The organism is Dyadobacter frigoris (assembly GCF_005280585.1).
GTDB lineage: Bacteria > Bacteroidota > Bacteroidia > Cytophagales > Spirosomataceae > Dyadobacter > Dyadobacter frigoris.
Genome location: NZ_SZVO01000008.1, coordinates 1 through 24,834 on the forward strand (window position 1 = coordinate 1; position 24,834 = coordinate 24,834).

Consider the following 24,834-nt stretch of genomic DNA (forward strand, 5'->3'; position numbering starts at 1 on the left):
GCAGATTCTATTTTCCTTGAACTAAAAATGCCTGTCGAGTAGCCGTAAAAGATCAGAGCCAGAAGTAATTTGGGGTCATAGGCAGCAGTGCCAGTACCACGATACTGTGCATAAATCCTGGTAAAATCCAGCTTATCGACGATCTCAACGGTGAATCGGGCCAAATGGTCCTGTGGCAACCATTCTTCAAGATCATATGGCATAAATGTCGTTTGCCCGCGGTTAGCTCCTACAAAATGTTTCATAATCTGAAGATACAAAACTATTTCTAAACGTTCAAGTCCGACAGGCTGCTAGCAATTTGTTCATACTTGCTCTTCCGAAATTTCCGATACAGTCTTTAACAAATAACTTGATTTATAACTGAATGTAAGCACCATCCATCGCTTACCGACAAAAGCGCCCGATGCTTTTCTGATTACGCATGATTGGTCATTCATCCAATTTAATTGTCTGAATAAGCTTCAAAAGTTTAGTTAAGTGTTCGATTTGGTTCCCTTCATCTCCACAAAAAACACTTTCAAATCATTCAAAAGCCTGTTTGCGCCATGTAAACAGGTCTTTTTGTTTGGGTATCAAAACTTATAAAAATTCACATAAATCAAGTGAGTTATTCGTGTATTACTTTTGAGCTTTAAAAAGTACTCGCAGATAATGTTATAAGTATTTGTAAATAAGTGTATTAGTATGATTTTGATCTTATTTCTTTTAGGGTGAAATCTGAGCTTTGTTTCATTCTAAACGTAGATGAAAATGACGGAAAAGACACTTGGGTTATTATTTTATCTAAAACCCGCAAAAAGCGACAGAGGGGAAGAGCGGTTCATTTGTCTTAGAATCACAATCGATGGGAGGTCTAACGAGATTTCCACAAAAAGAAAGTGGGCGATCAACCATTGGAATTCAGGATCAGGCTTTGCAGAAGGTAGTGAGGAGGATGCCAAAACACTGAATGTTTTCCTTGATACTTTCACGCAGAACGTTCATCAGGCCCGGCGTAAGCGGATGGATGCTGGAAAAGACGTTTCATCTGAAACGGTACAAAAGGTATTATTAGGGCGAGATGAAAAAAAGAGGGTGGTTCTGGATATTTTTCAATTTCATGATGATAAAATGGAGAAACTTGTTGGAAAGGAATTTGCTGCGGGAACATTCCAGCGATTTAAGACAAGATCATACGAGGTCATTTATTTCATTTAAGTATGACAAATCTGATAAGGATACAGTGGTGGAAAATTCTGACAGCTTGACCACATGATTCCGTGACAGCTTGACCAGTAACTTGTGCTTAATTGTATTAAGTTACAATGTTGTCGATCAATTATTTAAGCTGGTCAATTCTGGCCGAAATGATGTGGCCGTAATTTTCCGGATTGCGATAGTCAATGGCTCCGAATTATCGGAAGGGACTGGAATACTTCCGGACGTAACCAGAAAATTTCCCGAAGCAGAACTGGAATAGGAAATCTGAAGACTGGCTTCTTTATCCCCATTCAGTTCACTCCCGGGCATGTCAGGAAGATAAAATATCTCTACCGTACCAAAGAAGTTAACCGGTGCATCAAAAGAATAAACCCGTTTAATACTGCCTGTGGGTGGCCTGCACCGGAATTGAAGTAACAGATAAAATTTTATTCGTTAACGTCAGGTCGCCAGGATCGGGAATCAAAGTGAGGCCGTCCAGAGCAACCGGTGTCCCTTTGACAATGTGAAATCCCTTGGCACCTGCAGCGAACTGAGCATTTGCATTCAGAGATATCAACGTCAGAGGTATTGTAAATAAGAGGAATTGTTTCACGGAGCGTAGGTACAATACATAATTGTATTTTCTGGTCAATCCATGGCAAACATTATGACTGAATATTGATTATCATCCATTTTTCCGGTGAAAGTAAGTTAAATTCATGTGCAGTATTATGACATTTGGGAAGAAGCTCAAAAGAGACAGCTTACTTATGCCGTTTTTATTGAGATTCATACCAATCTAAAATATAATCAGCTACCTCTTCCCAACCCGCTTCTCCACAAATAAAATGGCTTTTACCTTCAAATATTTTTACAGCAACGCGGCTATTGGCATCCTTATAGCTGCGGGCAATTGTTTGTGTAAGGTTGGCCGGAAAAATATGGTCGCTGCCACCACCAACAAACAGAATTGGGGCGTGGGGTTTCTTAAAATCTATATTTGAAAAAGAATTCAAAACCAACTGTCGACTGACCTTATAACTTTCAGGTACTGCAAATTTTTCGAATGTCGGTTCTTTTTCAGTTTCAGGTATCGTATTGAAAAACGCATAGTCATACCATTTACGGCTACCCATAAAATACTTCTTGAAAGAAAAAAAACCAAAGGCCGGTAAAACCGTTTTAAGTGTTTGAAATGGCGGAAAAACATTTTTTGGTGGTGCTCCATCAATGCTCACGCCGGCAGCGGCCTTTCCCATTTCGACCAATTTCAGTGCGGCCATTCCCGCCATCGAGTGGCCAATAATTAATGGCTTTTCAGGTAATGTTTCTAACAATTCAATAATATTGGTAACAACATCGATAAACCCTGTTTTAACAAGATCAGGATGAACTTTTGCTCTCAGCTCAGCAGGATTACCTTCGTGTCCGGGGTTTGCAGGTGTATAAACTTTATAACCTTTTTGTTCATAGTAACTTTTCCATTCTGCCCAACTGGTGTTATTCACAAAATTTCCGTGAATCAGTACAATGGTTTTTGATCTTGCCATGCTATTTTATGTTTTAAATTAATAACCAGTTTTAATTCCTTCCTTTGTTGATTGCAGATAGCAAGCAGATGTTTGTTTGGTGACTGAAGGAACTTGTGATTCACCTGGCACAGTCCCAAAACTGAAAATTATAGTTAAGCTTTTGTCGACCCGACAACCCCCTTGTGACTGCGGCCATATTATCAGCACATTTACTACTTTCGATTAAGAAGGCCAAGGATGAAATATTTTCTTTGTCAAAAAAAAGTCTGCATTACCCTGGAAATCACCGTATTCCAACTTACTCCATCTGCATATTTTTGATAGAATCCTGTTTAAAAGCATGAACATTTTCCTGGAAGGAGATCCGGGCAATTTTACTATGTGAAAAAATCAAGAACACTGAAGAGGTTAAAACCTCTGGATTTGTGAAATGGTAATATTTAGCGGTAATTTCTTTTTTACAAGAAAATAGCGGCGCCAACACTTTATCAGATTAAAATAACATTGCTCTGGTGAAGTAGGAATAATTTTTGCTGAAAATGATTAATCTACTTTAATTAACTTATCACAGCTCGATATCTTCAAAAAGTACACTGTGATTTAACAATCAACCAGGATTCACGAAAATATAAAATAAACGCTAACAGCCTCACGGAAAAGACGTTTACAGGATTACTGTTACAATGATAATAAGAAAAGATCAAAACCATATATCTTCTTGGAAAAAAGAAGGGAAACTGGTCTATAATTCCCATTTTCTTCTTTTGGGCGAAAAATTTCGAATCCCAATAACCACTGAAATCAAGAAATGACCGGCATGGTGATTACATCCAAACGGGGATCAACAGTTATTTTTACGTTTTATCCGCCATTATTTTCCATGTGTCGGCGCTAAGTCCAATACAGTGGTTAAAAATATTGTCTGGCTCAGGCAGCTTTGGTGCTTCCGGATCTTTCCAATGCATCAATGGTAGCATTGGCATGTTCGTAGTTGCGGGTAAAATGCCAAACGGTCTTTCAGTTGATCAAACCAGTGGCAAAAGGTAGACAGGCTATCGGAATGGATTGTGAGAGTCAAACAAGATCTCCGGTTTTATCACCAGGTTCTCTTTATAGATACACTAAGAAGGCATTCGTTATTGCGTTGTATTACAGTGATAACGGAAAATATGTAACTCTCAAAGAAACATAGTCTGGACGGCCTAAAAATTGACTGGCAGATGTTTTTGCATTGGTATTTATAAAAGAATAGAAAATTTCTTTTCACAATTGCGGAATATTCGTAAAAAATGAAGAAATTTTTTATTTGCGTCCTTTTGCTCGCAGTATGTATCGGGAATTCAAATGCACAGCAGGTTCCGGATTGCTGATTTTGATCCTAAAATCAGCAATCCAATTTACCCGAAGAAAGATGGGGCAATCGTGTTAGTGGATGAAGCGTCATAACTTTCATACCATTGCAACGCGTTACGATGCTTTTGCAAAAATGCGGAGCCGGGACGTTTACAATATAAAACCGGGAACACAGGCATTTTCGGCAAAAAGTTTGGAAGGTGTAAAAATTCTGGTGACTGCCAATACGTTGAATGTTGCCAATGAAAAAGAGTGGAGTAAACCAACGCCATCCGCATTTAAACATGACCAGTCCGGTAGTCGTTTTCACAAGGAATGTGTACGATTATTCCAAGAAATCTACTTTTCTTATCGGGGCCTCATTTGATTTAGGAATTGATAGTTTGAAATCGCTGCTTGCACAGGGGCGAGTAGATTCGTTCCTGGTGATATCGCACTTTTGGGCAATAAAATGTTCCTGTTTGAGAGGATCACGCCTTTTGGAGATTCAATCGTCATCAGTCCCATTGAAGAGGGTTCTGGTAGCTATTGGTACCAAGATCGGATTTATTGCCCGCAATTTTGATAAAAGTGATATTTTATCGGGAAAACAGCTGGTATTAAACGCAATGAAAGGGAAATATGTACTGCTTGATTTTTGGGGAACCCGGTGCGCTCCGTGTATGCAAATCAAGGATGATATAAAAAAAATACATCAGAATGTTGACAATAATAAAATGGCAATAATAGGGGTTTGCTATGACGACAATATTACAAAAGTTGCAACATTCATTCGAAAAAAGCGATTGAATGGGATCAGATTTTCGATAAGAGGTCTGAGTCCGCAATTGCCAAACTTTTTGATATAACGTCCTTTCCCTCATTTGTTCTTATTGATCCTCAGGGAAGGATTGTTTTTCGTGACGAAGGTATTAACGGATTCCAAAGATTGAATAGTCAATTGGCTGCACTTCTTAAAAGTGAAAATAAAATGTAAGCATCTTATAAGTCAGCAAGAGGCTTGCTAAATAAAAATGACTCCCCCGACGATGTCGAAAGAGCCATTTTTATTTGCGATTTTCAGGTCAATCTTTTGTAGTCATAGCATCCATCAGAATGTAGCGCCCTTTGTGTTTGTCAGTCTCCAGACGGCTGTTGACGTCCAGGTACATGTAATGGGCGTCACCTTCTCCTTTAACAGGTAACCATTCCGGGAGACCTTTGCCATTTGGGTTTGCTTTTTTGACAAAATTGGCAAAATACTCCTGCATCGTAGCTGATACTTTATGATCTTCCGGTGTCCAGGCGTACACTTTATTGAGCGAAAGATTTCCCATCGCATATTCAATTTCAGCAGAGTGAACCGCACCTTTTGGTAATGGCGCTTTCACGGCCGAAGACTCCGCATTTTTGGAAACCCCACCGGCAAGGTTTGCAGATATATTTCCCATTTCAGCATTCATAGCAGGACGTGGACGGCCATACAAGTATCGGTAAACAGGCTTTCCACCGCCGGTTTTACTTTGAATATCAATCCATTTCCATGTGCCGAAACCAATGAATCGGTCGCCGGCAAGATCCGTTGCAACTTGCTCGACCTCTGCATCGGAGGAAGCCGGATATTCCTTTAAAACTTTATCAGCTTGTTCTCCATACAACTTTTGAACTGCTTTTGTATAATTATCAAGCGTCGGTGTTTCCTTGCCTAAAATCATACGGTAATTCATTTCCTCAGAATTCCATCCAGCCAATAAAGGCACCTGTGATTGTTTTCCTGCCTGGAATATTTTCAAAGGTGACTCAGGAAAGAAGTAGCCATCCACCGCTGAAAGAAATCTGGAAACACCCGCGTTAGCCGTCGCCTTTAACAACTCCTCAGCAGATATCGCACGCATTTCTGCCAATGTTTTTTTGCCGACCTGTTCGTTGAATTTTGCACCGGCCTGCTCCGCCTGCACCAAAGGCACCGGAGGAAGTGTGCCCAAAACGGATCCACTTTCACCAATAGCAGCAGAGAAAAGATTCTTAGAAAGCGGCGAAGCCATCAATGCGCTTACTGAAAGTGATCCGGCTGATTCTCCCGCAATTGTAACCCTGTCAGGATCACCTCCGAACGCTGCAATATTTTGCTTAACCCAGGCCAGCGACGCAGCCTGATCCAGATATCCGTAGTTTCCCGAAGCATGGTGTGGAGATTCTTTGGTAAGGTCCTCTGAGGCATAAAAGCCGAACACACCTAAACGATAATTCACAGTTAAGCTCACGATACCTTTTGTAGCCATACTTTCTCCATCATAACGGCCCTCAGAACCGTCACCGGCCACAAAACCTCCACCGTAGAAATAGACAAGAACCGGAAGTTTTTCGCTCGCAGACTTTGCCGGCGTCCAAACATTCAGGTATAAACAGTCTTCGCTCATGCCGTCCGAACGAAAACCCATGTCTCCAAAAACGGGATTTTGCATAGCGCGAGGGCCAAACTTGTCTGTTTTTCGAACACCCTGCCAGTCTTTAACCGGTTGAGGTTCACGCCAGCGGAATTCGCCGACCGGGGGAGCAGCAAAGGGAATCCCTTTAAATGCCCTGACCCCTGTGGACCCGATAACACCTTCTACGGTTCCGTTAACGGTTTTGGCCTGCGGAGCCGATGTTGCTTTTTTAGACTGCGCCGTCGCAACCTGCATGATCTGCAGTGCGAGCAGCATGGTAATAAAAATTGTTTTCATTTTAGATTAATATAGAAATACATACTAGTTAGGAAAGACAATCTGATGAATAAAATCTATATTGTCTCATTATGGAACAATAATAAAAAATTATTTTGACAATCTTCCTTTTTTCTAACTTGCACATAAAATTTTAATATAATGAACGAAAAAGAAGCCCGATTAGAGCAAAATTCAGAAGGGGCCGGTTACTTGCCCGGGCTCGCCATGGATTTTGTGATTTTTGGATTTGATCAATACCAACTGAAAATCCTGTTGCTCGAATATCGCAATACAAGTCTGTTTGCACTGCCAGGCGGGTTTGTCAAAGAGAACGAAAATATGAATGATGCTGCCCGACGCGTACTCAGTGAGCGCACCGGACTTTCGGATATTTACCTCGATCAATTTTATACGTTTGGAGATCTGGCCCGTTATGATCAGGCCCCTCTACGCACGATCATGCAGGCAAAAGGAATGAATCCGACCGATGATCACTGGCTTCTGCGACGTTTTGTTTCTGTGGGCTATTACGCGCTGATTGATTTTATCAAAGCAACCCCGACACCTGATCCCCTTTCGGATACCTGCGTTTGGTATACGCTGGAAAATCTACCGGAGCTCATGCTCGACCATAAAACAATTGTAGAAAAAGCTTTGGAGACTTTAAGAGCAGATCTTGACAGGAAATTGGGCGGCATCGATAGCTGGGCAGCGCCTTTGCTTGCTAAAGCCTTCACGATGGGAGAACTTCAAAAATTATATGAAACGATCCTTGGACAAAAGCTGCGGCGGTCAAGTTTTCAGCGCAAGATGCTCAGTCTTGCTATTTTGGAAAGGCTTGAAAAACAATACAGCGGCGGTGCACATAAGGCACCGTATTTATATCAGTTTATAATGGAAAAATAACTTCGCTTCTACACTACAGAAACAAAGAGCCGGAAGAAGTTCTGTCGAAGCCCATAGAGGAAGTAAATCTTTGCGAGCGGGATGCTGGAACCTATGCAGATACTATATTTAAAGATTTCATATGCCCTGTTGAGTTTTTTTCTGGTAATGTCAGAGAACTTGAACATCTAATAGAGCGCAGTGTGTTGCTGGTAAGCGGACAATTAAACAAATTCATTACCAATACCTGGAAATGCAACCCGCACCGAAAGCGTTTCAGCGTTTTAATTGGTAACAATCAACGAGAATGAGCGGCAACACATTTTTGACACGTTAAATTACTGTCAAGGTTGGATCACCGGTAAGGGCGGAGCCGCTGAAATGCCGGGATTGCTAAATAAGTATCCTCAATAATCAAAAATGCCACCGGATTATAATTTACATCCGGTGGCTATGGACTAAGTAATATCTTTAATTCTTTTTTAGATTTATAAAGCAAAAGTTTTATTGGCAGGCTCATAGACCATGATTGCGGGATCAGTATTGGTAGCAACGATCTTACTTACTTGGGCAGTAGCCAAAGTGGAAGTGCCCGTTAAATGTGTAATTCCTTTTATTTCATCAAATGTTCCTAATTGGCAGACTTTTCCTCCGATAGTCACGGGTTTTGTAGCGTTTTTTGCCGGATTATTACGGTTAGCTGCTGGATCGATCTCAATTTGCCTGTGTAGTACATAGGCAATCAGTCCTTCCCGGCTTAATCAAGTAAATACAATTTACAAGGTGCCGTTTATCATTTGTGTCAATACTTTTTCAAAACTGTTCGTTGGCATACCTGTAAGTTTGTGTGACTCGATAGCCTTACCCTGCATTTCAATGGCTTGCTGCTTTTTGCCTAATTTATAAAGTAATCTTGCATTGGTATCTAAAATGTTCGAATTGTGCATGGGTGGGAAATTTTTCGCTCCTTTCATTTTTTTTAGTGTTTGCTCACGGGAAGCATCCAATAATTCAATTGATTTGTTCGACCATTTTAGTGCGTTTTCCAGGTCATTTTTATTCGTGATGACCTCATAAAAGTGAAATGCGTTGTCATTCAGATCCTTAATGATAAACTGCGACGGAGCAGAGAATGCGAGCGTTATCGAGACTGGTTTACTTGATTTTCCCGGCTTTTGCTGAGCAAGTAGTTTGTTAAATGCGTGCTCGTCAAAAGTATTTAGTGAATCGATGGTCATGTTCATGTGTAAACTATCAAGAAATCTTTCGGTCTCCTGCACATAACGGTTCCTGTTTGAAGTGTTACGAAAGTAACGGATTATATTTCTGTGATATGCCAAATTTGCTGAGAAAGGATCATCTTTGAATATTTTCATTGAAAAACCAGCTGTCTGCCAGGCAAGTTTTTCGTCTTTTCTGAAAACTGATTTGCGAAATGAATTCGATACTATTGCATCGCTGATCTGTTGTGCTTTTTCAGAAGGCAAACTAGAATAAAGGCTGTCTATCGAACTGTTTTTTGAGACTGACTGTAATGTTTTGTAAACAGGGCTGTCAAGAGCGGGACCTTGGGCATAGACAAATTCCAGATTTTTTAAATCCTTTAAAGAGTCTTGTGGCAACTCTTTAATATACAGCTCCAACAGATCTTCTGAGCTTTTGCCGGATTCGGCCCTGCTGATGATAAATGCTTTCAAAAATGAAATAGATTTTTCGCCTGCGCGGTATTCTTTTTCATAATCTGAAAGTTTCTTTTTGTCTTTTCTTTCAAGTGCCAGATCGGCCAGTTTTAAATATTCACCCGCATTGCTTGTCGAGCCATTGAAGCTGGATAAGATATTGCCGTCATTGTCAACGTATAACGAAATTGGTGTTGAACGGATTCTGAAGATCTCAGCCAGTGTTTGCCCTTCAATGGATTCTATTTTAGTTCGGACTGAAATGAAGTTCTTCTCAAATTTATCTTTAAGCAAATCAGAACCAAAACCTATTGAGGCGACTTCGTTGCACTGTTCACACCTATTGTTTTCCAAATGGATAAAAACCAGCTTATTTTCCATCTGGGCCATTTTCGATAGCTTTTGCCAGTTGAGCTCGTCAATGAATTTGATCTGGCCGAAGGCTACGGAGGAAATAAATAAAAATACGGTGAGTAAGATTGATTTCATAAGTCGGCTAATAGTTACTTTTTAAGCCGAAATATGAGGAAAATCTTTTTTGTAACAAATCAAAGCTGACAAGATGATCAAAAGTTAATATCGGTGTGGAGCGCAGGCATGGATCAGGCAGGTTAGATTTTATAGGTAAATCACTATTTTGTACAAAATTTAATTAATTAAATATAAAATTATTAGAATTATAATATATTTTTCAATAAAAACTCTCATTTTTGATCCACAGCTTCGACACGAACTTTTATTGCGCTGCAAGCTGATATTTATATTTTACCAACGTTATAACCTCTTTTAAAAAATGAATTACCGCACAAAAGTATCCTTAAGGATAATTCCGTCCTTTAAAAAGCAGTTTTGGTTGACATCAAGTATTTTTTTTATTCTCTTTAGCTGAAATGATGGGACTTTCGCTTTCAGCAGTATCCAGAGTGTAAAAATGTCAGAATCAGATCAGTTCCATGGCCTGTGTCTTCACAGGACCATTGCCAGGCGATTGTAAAAACTCACTATTATTTTTAAAACCGCTCGCTATAATGCGTCAAAATCCCAAATTCATCTTTGCCAGATTCGTAAAATTCAGCAGATGACCAGCGGTAGCTCTCTTGGCGAGACACTAAATTCCATCGTTCATGAAGTGGGTTTTTATGCATATAAGTAATTTTTTGCTCAACTTTTAGTTTTGAATCCATTAATACAGCAAGCGGATCTCGTTGCCAAAATCGATATTGCCGTTCCTTTTCATCTACTTTGAGATAGGGCAACACATTAGGATGATTCATTGATAAGTCTTTCAATATCATGTGGCTTGTGAATTTATTAAAGCTTGCATGAGGTCGCATCGGCGCACCGATCTCCTTGTCATTTGGCTCCTTCATTTCCCAAACTATGTGTAAGTGATTAGGCATAATGATAAAGGCGTAAATGATGATTTGATTCCGTTTTGTGAGCTCCTGCCAACTGGAAATTATAAATTCTTTGTATTTGTCTGGTTTGAGTAAATGTTTCCAGTCTTTTATAGTATCCTTCTGGGCTACCCCGTCCAAAAATAAACTTGATCGAATTCCATTGGGATCGGCCATCCGACGAGAGTTTCGGTATTTGCTTTCTTGGTGTTTATTTGTCGACATAGCTTTTTAATTGATTTGGCTTGTCAGTTAAGACTTGCAAAATCAGAAATGGATACATAGAGTGCCGAAAATTATCAAATGTAGTTTTAGCATGTGGAAATTACTTTTTGCGATAGTCCTGTGAAGGCACAGGCCATGGAGCAGGAGCAAATATTCCGGTCTGTAAGTAAGGAATATAAACGAGTTTATGTTCACAAGATTTGACCATTAAATAAGTAGATTTAATATCATTTATTTTGGATTGTTTAGTATGCTATACTTGGTAAAACAAATCGCAAAAAAACTCCTCATGAAATTAGTAACGATTGAGCTTAAGGACAAAATATTAGAATACATAATCGAAACTCGAAATGGTGCAATGTTCACTATTGATGATAAATCAGCTGAAGAAAGCTTTGAAATATCCGAAGGCTTGCTTTTTAGCTTTCTCAAGGAATTAGAGCAATTAGGGTATATAAGAGGATTAGTTGGATATGGGAGGGGCGACAGCTTACACTGTATCAGCAATAGACACCTTTTATTTACATGGTGGATTTTTAAAACATTACAGTTTAAAAAGTCTTTTGGAGGATCGGCTGATATTTGAAGTGTCGGAAATTTTGAAGGATCCCGAAAAAAAAGAGAAAAAGGATATCCTTTCAAAAGTTAAAGACTTGCTGCCATTAGTTAACACAGCGATAACTTTGATAAATAAAAGCGTAAATGCAATTAACAATTAACAGATGCCATTACAAATTTTTTCCGCGTTCTGTGTCCTTGTAGACATTATATTCGAAAATGCAAAAAAAACTTATTTGTCTTCATAATTTATTGAAAATAAATAACTTAATTTTTCAATCAAAGATTTTGAGCTATCCGAAATTCTTCCGGTCTGTGTCCCCACAGACCACGGACAAGAGATTATTCCAGTTGGTGAGGACACAGGCCACGGTTAAGAAATGAGATTTCAGCTTTGGTATTTTTTAAATCAAACCAGAAATGTGACTGTAACGTTATCCATTACCGCTTAATTATTTGATCTCTGAAGTCTGCTTTTTAGATGCCACAATAGGGGTTTATTGTGCCGTCATCCCTGCATCAATAATATGTTCTGTGCCGGTGATGTATGAGGACTCGTCCGACGCAAGAAAGAGCACCAGATTGGACACCTCAATAGGCTCAGCTAACCGGCCCAGTGGTATTTGAGCGAGTGCATCTCCACCTTCCTCGTTGGTGGCTTCTACCATCATCGGGGTATTGATAAAACCTGGATGAACGGAATTAACACGGATACCCTTGGGTCCGTATTCGACCGCTGTCGCCTTGGTCATGCCCCTTACTGCAAACTTACTGGCAACATAAGCCAGGCTTGGGAAACCATAATTGGCCACGATACCTGCAATTGAAGATATATTAACAATCGAACCGCCGCCAGCTTTCAGCATGGATGGGATAACTGTTTTCATTCCATAAAAAACGGAATGCTGATTGATGCCGCATACTTTCAGGTAGTCAGCCTCGGTCAGTTCAGCTGTCCGGGCTATTGGCCCCAAGACTCCCGCATTATTAATCAGGACACTCACAGGTCCAAACTTTTGTTCTGCCTGTTCCACCACATTCGCCCAATCCAAAGCATTGGTTACGTCATGTTTGACAAATAAGGCATTCTCGCCAAGTTCGGCCGCAAGTTGCTGTCCGGTTTTCTCAGAAAGATCTGTTAAGACTACTTTTGCACCCTCTGAAATAAATGTGCGGGCGTGGGATGAACCCATGCCTCTTGAAGCCCCTGTAATTATGGCTATTTTTCCTTTAAGACGTTCCATATTTTAGCTATTTGATTACTCAAAGTTATCGAGCGTAACCAAATCGAAACATGTCAAAAACCATATAAAACATGTCATTTTAAACATGGTCTATTGCGAAATCAGCTGTTTTCTGTATTGCTTAGGAGATAAGCCGGTATGTTTTTTGAAGTACTTGCTAAATGTAAACGGATCAGTGAAATTTAGCAAATAGCCAATTTCACTGAATGTTCTGGAAGTATGTGTAATCAGATAACTGGCCTCACTGATCACGCGGTGCGCAATCAATGCAGAAGGGCTTTCTCCAAGTTTTTTCTTTATCTCCACGTAAAGCGTGCTCGTAGTGATACCCAGCTTTGTTGCGTAAAAGGTGAGCGATCTGCTGGTTTTAAAATATTTCATTACCAAATTGTTAAACGCTGAAGCCAGGTTATCTCCCTCTGTTGATGTCACATTACCTTGTCTGGTATAGGGGCCGAGAAGGTTATCGGTTTCATACAATAGTGCAGAAGTCAGATTGCGGGCGATCAACTCCCAGTTAGTCTTTGACAAGCTTTGCAATAAATAAAAAATCTCCTGAAAAAGTGCAGAGACCCGGGAGCTGTCCTGCTGTGTTAATTCTATCATCGAACTAATCCCGTTACTCAGAAAGGATTTGTTACGAACCGAAAAAATATTTTCATTCAGGTATTCCAGAAACTTTTTGGTAAAAAGAATAAAAGTGCCTTGCGTTTTTTCGGCAATGGATACCACTTTAAATGTCTGACCTGGCCGGTATATCATCAACGAATTTGTAGTAAGGGAGTGCACCTGTCCGCTGATACTGATTTTCAGGCTACCTGTCGTAATCATGCCAACGCAATAATAATTCGGCTGAACAAAATAAGGTTCAAATTTTGAAGGGATGTTGGTTAGATAAAAGAAGTCCTCAGATTCAGACCAATCAATAGCTCTGTAGTTGATGATATCTCGTATTCCATATTCTGGTATTGCTTTCGATTCTATTATTGCTTTTATCATTTTATATCAAAAATTACATCTTACGTATTGGATTTTACCATTAAAAAAAGGATCAGTCGCCAGGATAATCTCGTTCTGATATTATAACGCTCGATGCGACCGGATCGTTAAAAGATCATCAATTAAAGGTAGAATTTTTGTTGTTGGTCATTGAAAAATTAATAAATAATGACAAAGCAGAAAAAAGTATTCCTGAAACAAGACCTACTCGCTCGCATTGTGCTGTATCCCCAAAATAGGCTTCTGGTTCGTCTTTCAGCTAAGTAAACAACCCCCCTCTTCCGTGGTCTGTGTCCTCACAGACCTTATATCCGAGAATGATAATTAAACTTATTTATTTTAGTAACCAATTGAAGATAAATGCTTTAATTTCAATATTGAAAGCCTGGGCTATTTCGGTCTGTGAGGATACAGACCACGGACAAGTAATACCACCATTAAATACCTCCCTAAAAACCGACAAAAGCCCCAGACAAAAGTCCAAGGCTCTTCAAAATCACAAAAATAAAATCACCCTGACCCTCACCCAACAAAATAAACCTGCCCGGTCTGCCCACCCATTACACTCTTGTAATAAGCCTGAGCAACGCGATGCATTTCCACAGGAATATCGCCTGGGAAATAAGGGAAGTATGCCGGAGATTCTTCTACAACGCCAGGCGCGATAGCATTAATACGGACGCCATTTTCAAGTTCAATCGCTGCACCTTTCACGAAGCCATTCAGTGCGCCGTTGATGGTACTTACCGCGGCACCATAAACGATCGGATCTTGGGCGAGACTTCCGGATGTCAAAGTGAAAGAACCTTTAGCATTGATATATTTCTGGCCAATCAGTACCAGATTGACCTGTCCCATCAGCTTGCTGTCAACACCTTTTCTGAAATCTGCATCCGTCATTTGCGGAAGTGGCCCAAAATGTGCGTCGCCTGCTGCCGAGATTAAGGCATCAAACGGGCCCACTTGCTTGAATAGGGATTCAATGGATTCAAGGCTTGAAATATCAACCTGAAAGTCGCCGCTTTTTGAGCCTACTTTTACAATTTCATGCGCGGATTCCAGCGCTTTTACTACATGTTTTCCAATTGTGCCTGTGGCACCTACAATGATGATTTTCATTTTGTTATAGTTGTTTTTTTGTCAAAACTAATCCAGTACCAGCCTTTTGGTAAGTTTTACTTTTTTGTCACTAAATGAAAAAAAATGAAGAATTCATTTTCTTCGCTAACTAAGAAAAAAATAGAATATCTTAATTCCGAATAATGTCAAATTATCGCTTGATCCATGTGATTGTCGGCAAAGGGAAACCTCCGATTATCTGGTTACTGCTCAACGAACCCATCCGATTTGGTCGACTCCATAAAGCCATGTCTAATATAGCAGTGAACGTTTTGTCCATACAAATAAAATAACTTGAAGCTGACGAAATTGTCTCTCAAAAGGCTTAATAGCAGGTTCAGCTTAGAGTGGAATACAGCCTGACCGAAAAAGGTAAATCGCTGCAAGATATTATGTTTTACTTTCGGATTGGAGCCGAAAAAATACTTGTAATTGCAGGATTGAAACTGAAAATGGCCGTCCGGAAATATTTCGGAACGGCCATTTAATTATTATTCGGTTAACTTTTACAAATCAAACCGGCCAAGATTTGTCACTTTGCCCCAGGCGGCAACAAAGTCTTTTACAAATTTGTCCTGGGCATCAGAGCTTCCGTATACTTCGGAAATCGCTCTCAATTCCGCGTTAGAACCGAATACAAGATCCGCACGCGAAGCTGTCCATTTCGGCTGACCTGTGGTACGGTCACTTCCTAAATACACATCTTTATCTTCCGAAATCGCTTTCCAGGCAGTACGCATATCAAGCAGGTTTACAAAGAAATCGTTGGTAAGCTGGCCCGGACGTGCCGTGAAAACACCATTTTTTGAACCGTCGAAATTGATATCCAACACACGCAAACCACCAACTAATACCGCTAATTCTGGCCCTGTAAGTGTCAGTAATTGCGCTTTATCAATTAGCAATTCTTCTGTTGAAACAGAGAATTTCGCTTTTTGATAATTACGGAAACCGTCAGCAATCGGTTCAAGATATCCAACCGATTCAACATCAGTTTGCTCCTGAGAAGCATCCATACGGCCCGGTGTGAAAGGAACATTAATACCATTGCCTGCTGCTTTTTCAACACCCGCATTACCAGCCAATATGATCAAATCCGCCAGAGACACTTTTTTGCCACCAGATTGTGTGCTGTTAAATTCCTGCTGAATACTTTCAAGCGTACCCAATACTTTTTTCAGCTGAACCGGATTATTTACTTTCCAGTCTTTTTGAGGAGCCAGACGAACACGGGCGCCATTCGCACCACCACGTTTGTCTGATCCACGATACGTACTCGCCGAAGCCCAAGCCGTGGAAACAAGTTCCGAAACGCTCAGTCCGGATGCCAATATATTTGATTTTAAGGCTGAAATGTCACTTTCATCGATCAATGCATGATCAACCGCTGGAATTGGATCCTGCCAGATCAGTTCTTCCTGAGGTACGTCCGGTCCCAGGTATCTTTCGCGAGGACCCATATCACGGTGTGTTAACTTGAACCAAGCACGGGCAAAAGCGTCAGCAAATTCGTTGGGATTTTCAAGGAAACGTCTTGATATTTTTTCGTATGCAGGATCAAGTCTTAGCGCAAGATCGCTCGTAAGCATTGTTGGCGCATGTTTCTTGCTGCTGTCATAGGCATCAGGAATGATCGCGTCTGCATTTTTGGCAACCCATTGGTGTGCACCGGCCGGACTTTTAGTCAATTCCCAGTCGAAGGCAAACAGGTTTTCAAAGAAGTTATTACTCCACTGCGTCGGCGTTTTTGTCCAGATCACTTCAAGCCCGCTCGTGATAGCGTCAGCACCACTGCCAGTACCATAGCTGTTGCTCCAGCCAAACCCTTGTGATTCCAAACCAGCTGCTTCCGGCTCTTTTCCAACGTGGTCGGAAGGAGCAGCGCCGTGGGTTTTTCCAAAACTGTGTCCGCCTGCGATCAAAGCTACCGTTTCTTCGTCATTCATCGCCATCCGGGCAAACGTTTCACGAATATCTCTTGCCGAAGCAATCGGATCAGGGTTTCCATCAGGACCTTCCGGATTTACATAGATAAGGCCCATATGAGCGGCACCAAGCGGTTTTTCCAGGTCGCGTGAATGAATGTTGCGTCCCGGATCTTCATCCGCTGATACCACACCATGACCTGCAACACCTGCCGAACCTTGTCCATAACGGTGGTCATTGCCTAGCCAAGTGGATTCCGAACCCCAGTATACATCTTCATCCGGCTCCCATACGTCGGGACGACCGCCGGCAAAACCGAATGTTTTGAAGCCCATTGATTCCAAAGCAATGTTACCTGTAAGGATCAATAAATCGGCCCATGATATTTTCTGACCATATTTTTGTTTGATAGGCCAAAGAAGTCTGCGTGCTTTATCAAGACTCACGTTATCCGGCCAGCTATTTAGCGGAGCGAAACGTTGTTGCCCTGCACCTGCGCCGCCGCGACCGTCTCCCACGCGGTAAGTTCCGGCACTATGCCATGCCATACGTATGAACAAAGGACCATAATGGCCAAAGTCTGCCGGCCACCAATCCTGAGAATCGGTCATGAGGGCGTGAAGGTCTTGTTTTACAGCTTCGAGGTCGAGGCTTTTAAAAGCTTCGGCGTAGTTGAAATCTTCCTGCAACGGGTTAGACAAGGAAGAATGCTGACGCAGGATGCTAAGTTTTAACTGATTTGGCCACCAGTCACGGTTTCTGGTTCCGGCACCGCCAACCTTTTGCACGTCGTCCTTTTGGTTCAGAGTGCCATTATGAAACGGGCATTTGCTGATGTCGTCTGATTCTTTTTCCATTTTGATAAGTTCATGTATTAAATCAACACTTACGAGCACCTGGTATTTGTGCAGAACAATAAAGTTATAATATGAGAAGAAATAATCACAATCGATTAATTCTATAATTCAATAGTTAAAATCTATTACTCGGATGCGAGCTTAATATCTAATAAAGACCAGTGCCGGTTTTGCCTGAAAATAATTGTTTCAAATGCCTGATAATCTGATCTGTTGATCACTAAAATTAAGTATAGCAAAAAGCGTCAGGATAATTGATTACTTAACCCGTTATCGAAGTCAACTTTCGAGAAAATCATCAAAGACAGTTATTTTATTTTTATTCAACCTTCTTAACAACCGGATAAAGTAGTCTCAATGCGTTAAAAATCGCCTGATGTGTGATGGTTCCGTGGTCTTCCTGCGGTAAATAATCAAAATAAACGGTCACATTTTTACTTTTGGTTTTAAGCAATTTCTCCGTTAATAAATTTGCATCTACTTCCATCACCCGAGGAATATCACCAGGAGTTAATCCCTCTTTTCCAACACCAATGTAGACGTCCGTTTTTTGAGAAAAATTATCCTGTAAAATAGCAGAGGATTGATTTAGCAGCGAACCATTGTCCCACCAAAGACTTGGGCTGATAATGATATATTTCGAAAACAATGTTGGTTTTTTTAGTAAGATTTCTGTTGCAAAAAGTCCGGCGAGAGATTGTCCGATCAGCATTTTGGAAGAATTGGTTTTATATTTTTTTTCGATAAAGGGCTGCAATTCTTTTTCCAAAAAGTCAGCGAATTTATCCGAGTGTCCGGCAGTTGGATATTTTTTCTTATCCGATTGAAGTGTGGTAGGGTAGGTGAAATCTCTTTTTCTGTCAATATTGGCAATTCCGACGATAATCGATTTCGGGACACGGTTGATCCAGGAGAAATTATTGAACTGAAAAAGTCCGCTGACATGTATAAAATCTTCATCTGCCGAGCCGTCAAGAAGATAGACAACGGGATATTTTATAGTGTCGGATTTACTGTAACCATCAGGAAGATAGATATTTAATATTCTCTTTTCAGATAAGATCGTGGACTGGATTTCATCAATAACACCTAATACAAATGGTTTACTTTCATCTTTTTGTGTCGGCTTATTTGTTTGGGCAAAAGTCGGCGTAGTTGAAATTGTGATTAGTAAAATTGTGGTTAGAAGCTTCATTGATTTTTGTTTCGGCAATTTAATTAGGTGTTTTTTGAAAGTAGGGAAAATACGTGATTATCGGTTTATGAATCGCTGAAAATATTTAAATTAGTCAACTGTGACCAAATTGACCTATAACAAAACTGCCCTGTCCATCAGAACAAGGCAGTTTCCAAAATTAATATAAATCCAATTCAGCTGGAAGCACTACTTAATCCCTTTCCCGGTAGCAGCCCAATAAATCCCGCCATACAAATGATCAAGGAAAGACTGATCCGAATAAACCAGTCCAATGTGGCCAAGTCCGGTATAAAATGCACGACCTCCGTCATATTTGTGGTACCATGACATCGGGTGAAAATCTCCCATTCCTTTACCTTCGTTATCACCCCATTTCGTTTTCGGATCGTAGGTTTTTTCGTCAAGTCCGATCAGGAATTTCAGATCGTTGGATTTGTATGGCTTTTGATATTCATACCATTCATCTGTCCAGATCATTCTTTTAGGGAAACGTTCAAGTCCAGGAAAATTACTATCCACTACATCCAGATAAGCCGTCTGTTGTGAAGGGTGAATTTTGAACATCATGCCCACCATTTTAGTGTACCATGGCCACTCATACTCCGTATCGGCAGCAGCGTGGATGCCCACCCAGCCTTTTCCCGACTGAATGAATTTTTCAAAAGCTGCTTGTTGCTCTTCATTCAGAATGTCGCCGGTTGTGTTAAGGAAAATAACGGCGGCGTAATCTTTTAGTTGTTTTTCGTTGAATACAGAAGCATTTTCCTGCCAGTCCACAGTAAAATTGTGTCTTGCCGCAAGTTTTCTTACGCCATCAACACCTTCATGAATAGACTCGTGATGGAATCCCGCTGTTTTAGTAAATAGCAATACTTTGAACTGCTGAGCCTGGGAGGAAACTGCACTTGCGATGACAAGCAGGAGTACCAGTGATTTTTTTAGCATTGTGAATATAAATTAGTATAGTTTAATATGTCCGGGAACCTGAAATTTTGAACCTGCCGGTTTACACGTAAACATAAAGACAGAGGTTAGGCTGAATATACTTTCATATCCGTTTATTAATCCTTTCGATGTTCTGATTATTATTTTTGAGGTGGTTGAAATTTCCAAGGATCGGCAAAATGTTATTAAATCAATGATACTGAAAACCCTCCTGCCATTTTTCCCTGCAGGCTGATTTTGCTGACATTAATTTAAATGCAGAGTCGTTTGGGATGAGATCCTCCAGTATCAAATGTCACTAACTCTGCGGCTCGGCAGGGTGAAATCTGTATTAATTTCCCTTGTTGAAGACGAAGAAAGTATTACCGGATCGGCCAGCAGCTTTTTAACTTCCTGCTGAATATCCTGCCAGCAGGAAACTTTTTTGATATATCTGCCCAGATTTTGTTTGCAATTAATCCCTTGTTTTAACAAGGAATCATTAGTTTCATAGGAAAAAATCAGTATCGGCAGTTCCGGTTTGTTACGGATCACATATTGGATAAATGAAATAACATCATCCTCCTGTTTGTTTACAGAAACAATGAATAAATCATAACCGTCTTTCTGTTCACTTGCCATGAAAAGCGACTTTTGGAAGACTTTGCTAATGCTGGCAGCCGTCTCAATTGTGATGTGTTTGTTCTCTTTTTCTAACCGGTTCGCTATTCCAATCTTAAAAATGGAATCACTTTCTAAAATCAAAAGATTGTACATAACAAGCTAATGTTTGAGGGATTTTTACAGGGTTTTCGATAGTAACAAATATAAGGTTCCAAAACTTATTTATGACTATAACGACTGAAATTAATGTTCAGTTTTCAAAGGTAATTCGGCATATTTTCAGGATTTTAACAATTTTACATGAGCAGGATTGGTAACCGGCCCGAATTATAGTGTATAATTCAGTTTGACAACGGGATTATCTATATTGCGAATGAAAAAGATGGCAATAAAATCGAACCTTATCTCATGAAAATTTATTCTACACTCCTTTTAATCAGTCTTATTTTTTGCAGTTATCTCAACGCAACAGCACAGCCTGTCACTTCAAAACAAATTGATGAGCTGGTTGAAAAAACATTGACAGCATTTGACGTTCCAGGCATTGCAGTAGCCGTTGTGAAGGACGGGAAAGTTATCCATTCAAAAGGTTACGGCGTCCGTTCTTTGAAAACAAAGGAAAAAGTGGACGAAAATACATTGTTTGGTATTGCATCAAATAGCAAAGCTTTCACGGCTGCTTCGTTGGGTATTTTAATGGACGAGGGAAAATTAAAATGGGATGATAAAGTGATTGATTACATTCCTGAATTCCGGATGTACAACGGTTATGTTACCGAGGAATTTACGATCAGGGATTTGCTCACACACAGGAGCGGACTCGGGCTTGGCGCGGGTGATCTTATGTTCTGGCCGGATTCTTCGGATTTCACCATGAAGGATATTATTTATAACCTTCGCTATTTGAAACCCGTTTCCGGTTTCAGGACAAAATACGACTATGACAATCTGTTGTATATGGTGGCCGGGGAAGTAATTGAGCGTGTTAGCGGTAAAAGTTATGAGGAATTTGTGGAAGAGCGCATCATGAAACCTTTACAAATGAATAACAGCGCAGGCACCTGGATTCGGGTAAAGGATAAATCCAACGCCGTTGACACCCATGCGCCGGTTAACGGAAAAGTACAGGTGATTCCCAGGGATGTTTTCCGATTTGGTAATTCGGCAGGTGGAATTAATTCCAGCGTGGCAGATATGAGCAAATGGATTATCATGCAAATGAACGGCGGGAAATATGGAGAGGGCCTTGGAAAACAAATTTTCAGTAAAAAAGCACATCAGGAAATGTGGTCTCCGCAGACAATTATTCCCACAAATACCTCAGCGCCTTATAACACTCATTTCAGTGCGTATGGTCTGGGTTGGTTTTTAAGTGACGTTAAGGGTTATAAACAGGTTACGCATACCGGAGGGCTGGCGGGAATGGTGACTCAGGTAACATTGTTGCCAGAACTTCAATTAGGGATTATTGTCTTTACTAATCAGCAATCGGGCGCGGCATTTTCTGCTATCAGTAATACGATCAAGGATAGCTATCTGGATATTCCGGCTACCGATCGGGTCAGGATTTATTCTGAAAGAGTGAAGGCTGGTTTTATGGAGGCAGACTCCATAACCAATAGTATCTGGACGGAGATTGCTGCTGAGCAAAAGAAAAATACTGTTAAGGTAAATTACAAATCTTTTGCCGGGACCTATCGCGACAATTGGTTTGGGGATGTAGTTTTAAGTGAAAGAAACGGCAAGTTCAGGTTTGATGCCAAACGTGCACCTAAGCTTAGCGGTGAGGTTTTGTTTTTCAAGAATAATACATTCATCGTCAAATGGGACAGGCGTAGTTTTGATGCAGATGCCTATTTGTATTTTCAAACGGATAAGGATGGTAAGCCGGCATCTATAAAAATGGAGCCGATTTCACCGCTTACTGATTTTAGTTTTGACTTTCAGGATCTGGACCTGAAGCGGGTAGACAAGTAAACCAAATCTTATCAATATTAATCCTTACCAAAACGTATTTTATCAACGAGCCCATGAAAAATTTAATCATGCGTGCCGGACTGTTTCTTTTGATTTTGTCTGGCGCGGCTTGTGGCTAGAGTGCGACGCTTTCCAATAATCTAAAACGAGGTTTGGTCGCCGACAGTAGTGGGAAAAGTAGGAAGCAAGGAACTGGGAAAACCCCGGCTAGCGCAAGTAACACTAATAAAAAGTCATCAGGTACGTCAGACGATCAATTTTCATGCTGAGAGAAACCTCTGCGAAAAGCGATTAGACAAATCAGGCCTGATTTTTTTCAAAAGGAAGGTAAGATACTGTAACATCAATATGTATAAAAGCTATCACGATAGTTAATGAAATATAAGGTTCAACCAAAACATATATTTCAACAACCCATGAAAACAGACAGACTTGACCATTTGGTTTTAACAGCAGCTAATCTTGCGGTTACTTGTGAATTTTATGAAAATGTACTGGGGATGGAAACAGAACAATTTGGAAGGCCTATCGGGCGGACAGGTGCATTAGGGAAATTGTTATCCGTTTATATTCGTGATCCCGACGGCAATCTTATTGAAATCAGCAATTATTTATAGCCATTGAACAAACCATTCAGAAGTCAGTTTTAAATGTTGAGGAAGGAACCGGTGGGGTTCATTGGGAGTAATATTGATTTTTAATTTTGCAGATGCATTTTTTGATCGATAAGCATCCTTTGCAGCATTAAAAGCAATTTCGGCACCCGGTAGCGGACAGTTCTGGTCCTCAGCATTACTGAGCAGGAGTAGTGGCCTTGGAGCAAAAAGCCTGATCATTGAAGGACAGTCAAATTCATCCAGAATGCCCGGAAGTATTTTATTCCAGAGCGCTTTTACATTTTCAGTATTCACAGCTGTATCCCCCAGATCTTTCGCTGCTTTTTCGTGTACAGCCCGGATCGTTCCGGCGCGTCCCTGCCAGCGATTATTTTCCAGTGACCATTTAAAACTTTGTGCAGCAATTATTGGAACCGCCACTTTGATTCTCTTGTCGACAGAAGCCGCCATCCAGGTTTCAATACCACCCATGGAAATCCCGGTCATACCAATCCGTGAGGGCTCAACATCACTTCTTGTCAGCAGATAATCAGTAAGTTTCCACAGATCATACACGGTATCAAAGAAAAACGGGTGCGTTTGCTTTTTTGGATCTTTATTCTCCCAGGCTTCAATAATCGCTTCTGTGTAACGCCGGTTGTTTTTGTTATCTGTTCCGGCTCTTTCTCCATGAAACCTGGCGTCAATGGCAATGGCCATAAAACCCAGTTTTGAAAAATGGTATAGTAAATCTTTAATATCCTTATCGTCTTTACTTCCTCCGGTACCATGCAGGACAATAATCACGGGTAATTTTTTAAGTTTTGAAAAAACGGGTTTATTAATCAAAAACGGTACTTTTTCTTTGGCTTCTGAATGAAAATATCCTTTTTCAATGAATACAGAATCAGTAATGGAAGTGACGGAATAGGGTTGTGGAGTTGCAGCAGGCCTTGCTAACAAATTTCTGAAATCCTGCTCAACCTTTGACTCCGGAAAATATACAGGAGATTGTCCATTTACAGTTTTTAACTGAAATGTCAGAAGCAGGATTACTAACCAAAGTAGGTGTTTTATCTGAAACCAGGATTTTACGGACATGATTTTGAACCAGTTTTTATCGAACCAATACATATAGTATGAACTCTATTATAATCTAATTTGGAATAAAAGTAAAATGGAAATATTTCTACAAAATCTAATCTCTGACTCTACAAACAGTTTCTTCCCCGACTATTAGTTTTGACAATAAGAAGAATGACAGTTTATGCGTGTCAAATTTTTCCGGGGGCTGTACACACACTTATTTAACTTATTAAGTAAGCCACCCTCTGTACATTTCACACATGCACTATTACGTACTTAATACCGGGTATTATTTTCTGTTTCGTTCTCAGTTTTTGACCCAACAGATTTATTTTATTATTAGGTGATTCAATTATCGTTTGTATTTAATCAGAAATGAATAGTTAACGAGTTTTGGAAGTTCCAATCAGTTGACAGTGAGCCAACTGATTGGAAAACAAGAAATTCGTATTCAAAAATACCCTCCCGGTAATCAGGAGGGTATAATCTGAAAGAAGAAGGGTAAACAGGTCTTTTTAAAACCTTCCCATACGCTGATAAATATCTAAAATATATAGCGCGATCGTATCGTTTGCTGTGTGTTGGAAATCTGTATTTTGTAAGAAATAGCGTCACCGGCTACACATTGTATTGGAGGGGTATTAGATATGTGTATAGAGCTTTGTCAGCTTCGGAAACAGGTAATGAGTATATTAATTCAAAAGTAAGGCAAAAATATATATGATTTCGTAGCGATACTTCGATTTTTTTGTAGAAAAATTTTTATAGATTAAACGATCTTGA

23 protein-coding genes are annotated in these 24,834 nt (G+C 40.3%); 7 read left to right on the top strand and 16 right to left on the bottom strand.

From position 1 onward, the window contains the following. A partial coding sequence (locus tag FDK13_RS17225; RefSeq protein ID WP_374756102.1) for a transposase occupies positions 1 to 245 on the bottom strand: 245 nt, incomplete at its 3' end. 508 nt (positions 246 to 753) lie between these two features. Between FDK13_RS17225 and FDK13_RS17230 the strand changes: the two genes are divergently transcribed. Further along, the gene (locus tag FDK13_RS17230; protein WP_170982824.1) at positions 754 to 1,200 is read left to right on the top strand and encodes an Arm DNA-binding domain-containing protein; all 447 of its coding nucleotides are present in this window, start codon (positions 754 to 756) and stop codon (positions 1,198 to 1,200) included. Between the two features lie 117 nt (positions 1,201 to 1,317). On the opposite strand, the gene FDK13_RS17235 is transcribed toward FDK13_RS17230, so the two are convergent. From FDK13_RS17235 to FDK13_RS17245, 3 genes are all read right to left on the bottom strand, one after another. Next, positions 1,318 to 1,512 (bottom strand): hypothetical protein, encoded by a 195-nt coding sequence (locus tag FDK13_RS17235; RefSeq protein WP_137341257.1) that lies wholly within the window; start codon positions 1,510 to 1,512, stop codon positions 1,318 to 1,320. A 67-nt stretch (positions 1,513 to 1,579) separates the two neighbouring features. Then, entirely contained in the window at positions 1,580 to 1,798 is a 219-nt protein-coding gene (locus FDK13_RS17240; RefSeq protein ID WP_137341258.1) for a hypothetical protein, read from the bottom strand. A gap of 166 nt (positions 1,799 to 1,964) precedes the next feature. After that, positions 1,965 to 2,735, bottom strand: coding sequence for an alpha/beta hydrolase (locus tag FDK13_RS17245; RefSeq protein ID WP_137341259.1), 771 nt, complete (start codon positions 2,733 to 2,735; stop codon positions 1,965 to 1,967). Positions 2,736 to 4,149: 1,414 nt separating this feature from the next. Between FDK13_RS17245 and FDK13_RS35440 the strand changes: the two genes are divergently transcribed. Together FDK13_RS35440 and FDK13_RS36645 are read left to right on the top strand one after the other, a co-directional pair. After that, the gene (locus FDK13_RS35440) at positions 4,150 to 4,437 is read left to right on the top strand and encodes a hypothetical protein (RefSeq protein ID WP_170982825.1); all 288 of its coding nucleotides are present in this window, start codon (positions 4,150 to 4,152) and stop codon (positions 4,435 to 4,437) included. Next, entirely contained in the window at positions 4,355 to 4,918 is a 564-nt protein-coding gene (locus FDK13_RS36645; RefSeq protein WP_374756103.1) for a TlpA family protein disulfide reductase, read from the top strand. Before FDK13_RS35440 ends, FDK13_RS36645 begins: the two co-directional genes overlap by 83 nt. A 216-nt stretch (positions 4,919 to 5,134) precedes the next feature. Here the strand turns inward: FDK13_RS36645 and FDK13_RS17255 are convergent, their stop codons facing one another. After that, positions 5,135 to 6,775, bottom strand: coding sequence for a carboxylesterase/lipase family protein (locus FDK13_RS17255; RefSeq protein WP_137341261.1), 1,641 nt, complete (start codon positions 6,773 to 6,775; stop codon positions 5,135 to 5,137). A gap of 141 nt (positions 6,776 to 6,916) precedes the next feature. Between FDK13_RS17255 and FDK13_RS17260 the strand changes: the two genes are divergently transcribed. Further along, a complete protein-coding gene (locus tag FDK13_RS17260; RefSeq protein WP_137341262.1) occupies positions 6,917 to 7,663 on the top strand; it encodes an NUDIX hydrolase in 747 nt (248 codons plus the stop codon). A 467-nt stretch (positions 7,664 to 8,130) separates the two neighbouring features. Here FDK13_RS17260 and FDK13_RS35450 read toward each other — a convergent pair whose 3' ends face one another. The 3 genes from FDK13_RS35450 to FDK13_RS17270 all read right to left on the bottom strand — a co-directional run bounded on the left by FDK13_RS35450 (position 8,131) and on the right by FDK13_RS17270 (position 10,895). After that, positions 8,131 to 8,304, bottom strand: coding sequence for a hypothetical protein (locus FDK13_RS35450; protein WP_170982827.1), 174 nt, complete (start codon positions 8,302 to 8,304; stop codon positions 8,131 to 8,133). A gap of 114 nt (positions 8,305 to 8,418) precedes the next feature. Further along, positions 8,419 to 9,810 (bottom strand): hypothetical protein, encoded by a 1,392-nt coding sequence (locus tag FDK13_RS17265; protein WP_137341263.1) that lies wholly within the window; start codon positions 9,808 to 9,810, stop codon positions 8,419 to 8,421. A 521-nt stretch (positions 9,811 to 10,331) separates the two neighbouring features. Further along, entirely contained in the window at positions 10,332 to 10,895 is a 564-nt protein-coding gene (locus FDK13_RS17270) for a transposase (RefSeq protein ID WP_137341264.1), read from the bottom strand. 337 nt (positions 10,896 to 11,232) lie between these two features. On the opposite strand from FDK13_RS17270, the gene FDK13_RS17275 reads away from it, so the two are divergent. After that, positions 11,233 to 11,529: a hypothetical protein gene (locus FDK13_RS17275; RefSeq protein ID WP_137341265.1), complete on the top strand. Its 297-nt coding sequence runs from the start codon at positions 11,233 to 11,235 to the stop codon at positions 11,527 to 11,529. A 469-nt stretch (positions 11,530 to 11,998) separates the two neighbouring features. Here the strand turns inward: FDK13_RS17275 and FDK13_RS17280 are convergent, their stop codons facing one another. The 7 genes from FDK13_RS17280 to FDK13_RS17310 all read right to left on the bottom strand — a co-directional run bounded on the left by FDK13_RS17280 (position 11,999) and on the right by FDK13_RS17310 (position 20,545). Beyond that, a complete protein-coding gene (locus FDK13_RS17280) occupies positions 11,999 to 12,745 on the bottom strand; it encodes an SDR family NAD(P)-dependent oxidoreductase (protein ID WP_137341266.1) in 747 nt (248 codons plus the stop codon). Between the two features lie 90 nt (positions 12,746 to 12,835). Continuing rightward, entirely contained in the window at positions 12,836 to 13,744 is a 909-nt protein-coding gene (locus FDK13_RS17285) for a helix-turn-helix domain-containing protein (RefSeq protein WP_137341267.1), read from the bottom strand. 522 nt (positions 13,745 to 14,266) lie between these two features. Beyond that, the gene (locus FDK13_RS17290) at positions 14,267 to 14,863 is read right to left on the bottom strand and encodes a short chain dehydrogenase (protein WP_137341268.1); all 597 of its coding nucleotides are present in this window, start codon (positions 14,861 to 14,863) and stop codon (positions 14,267 to 14,269) included. 506 nt (positions 14,864 to 15,369) lie between these two features. Next, the gene (katG, locus tag FDK13_RS17295) at positions 15,370 to 17,646 is read right to left on the bottom strand and encodes a catalase/peroxidase HPI (protein ID WP_137341269.1); all 2,277 of its coding nucleotides are present in this window, start codon (positions 17,644 to 17,646) and stop codon (positions 15,370 to 15,372) included. A 319-nt stretch (positions 17,647 to 17,965) separates the two neighbouring features. Beyond that, on the bottom strand, positions 17,966 to 18,841 hold the full coding sequence (locus FDK13_RS17300) for an alpha/beta hydrolase (RefSeq protein WP_137341270.1): 876 nt from the start codon (positions 18,839 to 18,841) through the stop codon (positions 17,966 to 17,968). A 189-nt stretch (positions 18,842 to 19,030) separates the two neighbouring features. Then, positions 19,031 to 19,789 (bottom strand): ThuA domain-containing protein, encoded by a 759-nt coding sequence (locus tag FDK13_RS17305; RefSeq protein WP_137341271.1) that lies wholly within the window; start codon positions 19,787 to 19,789, stop codon positions 19,031 to 19,033. A gap of 288 nt (positions 19,790 to 20,077) precedes the next feature. Then, entirely contained in the window at positions 20,078 to 20,545 is a 468-nt protein-coding gene (locus FDK13_RS17310; protein WP_137341272.1) for a hypothetical protein, read from the bottom strand. A gap of 255 nt (positions 20,546 to 20,800) precedes the next feature. Between FDK13_RS17310 and FDK13_RS17315 the strand changes: the two genes are divergently transcribed. Together FDK13_RS17315 and FDK13_RS17320 are read left to right on the top strand one after the other, a co-directional pair. Next, complete coding sequence (locus FDK13_RS17315) at positions 20,801 to 22,369, top strand: serine hydrolase (RefSeq protein WP_137341273.1); 1,569 nt, start codon at positions 20,801 to 20,803, stop codon at positions 22,367 to 22,369. A gap of 416 nt (positions 22,370 to 22,785) precedes the next feature. Then, positions 22,786 to 22,986 carry a VOC family protein gene (locus tag FDK13_RS17320; RefSeq protein WP_137341274.1) on the top strand — a complete coding sequence of 67 codons (201 nt, stop codon included), beginning with the start codon at positions 22,786 to 22,788 and terminating at the stop codon, positions 22,984 to 22,986. Here the strand turns inward: FDK13_RS17320 and FDK13_RS17325 are convergent. Beyond that, entirely contained in the window at positions 22,981 to 24,066 is a 1,086-nt protein-coding gene (locus FDK13_RS17325) for an alpha/beta hydrolase family protein (protein ID WP_137341275.1), read from the bottom strand. The two genes, FDK13_RS17320 and FDK13_RS17325, sit on opposite strands and share 6 nt — an antisense overlap. Positions 24,067 to 24,834 lie beyond the last annotated feature (768 nt).

What these genes read in the sequence shown, in the direction of transcription:
- FDK13_RS17230 (WP_170982824.1), top strand. Translation starts at nt 754, where the DNA reads ATGACGGAAAAGACACTTGGGTTATTATTTTATCTAAAACCCGCAAAA.
- FDK13_RS17235 (WP_137341257.1), bottom strand. Translation starts at nt 1,512, where the DNA reads ATGCCCGGGAGTGAACTGAATGGGGATAAAGAAGCCAGTCTTCAGATT.
- FDK13_RS17245 (WP_137341259.1), bottom strand. Translation starts at nt 2,735, where the DNA reads ATGGCAAGATCAAAAACCATTGTACTGATTCACGGAAATTTTGTGAAT.
- FDK13_RS35440 (WP_170982825.1), top strand. Translation starts at nt 4,150, where the DNA reads ATGAAGCGTCATAACTTTCATACCATTGCAACGCGTTACGATGCTTTT.
- FDK13_RS36645 (WP_374756103.1), top strand. Translation starts at nt 4,355, where the DNA reads ATGACCAGTCCGGTAGTCGTTTTCACAAGGAATGTGTACGATTATTCC.
- FDK13_RS17255 (WP_137341261.1), bottom strand. Translation starts at nt 6,775, where the DNA reads ATGAAAACAATTTTTATTACCATGCTGCTCGCACTGCAGATCATGCAG.
- FDK13_RS17260 (WP_137341262.1), top strand. Translation starts at nt 6,917, where the DNA reads ATGAACGAAAAAGAAGCCCGATTAGAGCAAAATTCAGAAGGGGCCGGT.
- FDK13_RS17265 (WP_137341263.1), bottom strand. Translation starts at nt 9,810, where the DNA reads ATGAAATCAATCTTACTCACCGTATTTTTATTTATTTCCTCCGTAGCC.
- FDK13_RS17270 (WP_137341264.1), bottom strand. Translation starts at nt 10,895, where the DNA reads ATGGCCGATCCCAATGGAATTCGATCAAGTTTATTTTTGGACGGGGTA.
- FDK13_RS17275 (WP_137341265.1), top strand. Translation starts at nt 11,233, where the DNA reads ATGAAATTAGTAACGATTGAGCTTAAGGACAAAATATTAGAATACATA.
- FDK13_RS17280 (WP_137341266.1), bottom strand. Translation starts at nt 12,745, where the DNA reads ATGGAACGTCTTAAAGGAAAAATAGCCATAATTACAGGGGCTTCAAGA.
- FDK13_RS17285 (WP_137341267.1), bottom strand. Translation starts at nt 13,744, where the DNA reads ATGATAAAAGCAATAATAGAATCGAAAGCAATACCAGAATATGGAATA.
- FDK13_RS17290 (WP_137341268.1), bottom strand. Translation starts at nt 14,863, where the DNA reads ATGAAAATCATCATTGTAGGTGCCACAGGCACAATTGGAAAACATGTA.
- katG (WP_137341269.1), bottom strand. Translation starts at nt 17,646, where the DNA reads ATGGAAAAAGAATCAGACGACATCAGCAAATGCCCGTTTCATAATGGC.
- FDK13_RS17300 (WP_137341270.1), bottom strand. Translation starts at nt 18,841, where the DNA reads ATGAAGCTTCTAACCACAATTTTACTAATCACAATTTCAACTACGCCG.
- FDK13_RS17305 (WP_137341271.1), bottom strand. Translation starts at nt 19,789, where the DNA reads ATGCTAAAAAAATCACTGGTACTCCTGCTTGTCATCGCAAGTGCAGTT.
- FDK13_RS17310 (WP_137341272.1), bottom strand. Translation starts at nt 20,545, where the DNA reads ATGTACAATCTTTTGATTTTAGAAAGTGATTCCATTTTTAAGATTGGA.
- FDK13_RS17315 (WP_137341273.1), top strand. Translation starts at nt 20,801, where the DNA reads ATGAAAATTTATTCTACACTCCTTTTAATCAGTCTTATTTTTTGCAGT.
- FDK13_RS17320 (WP_137341274.1), top strand. Translation starts at nt 22,786, where the DNA reads ATGAAAACAGACAGACTTGACCATTTGGTTTTAACAGCAGCTAATCTT.
- FDK13_RS17325 (WP_137341275.1), bottom strand. Translation starts at nt 24,066, where the DNA reads ATGTCCGTAAAATCCTGGTTTCAGATAAAACACCTACTTTGGTTAGTA.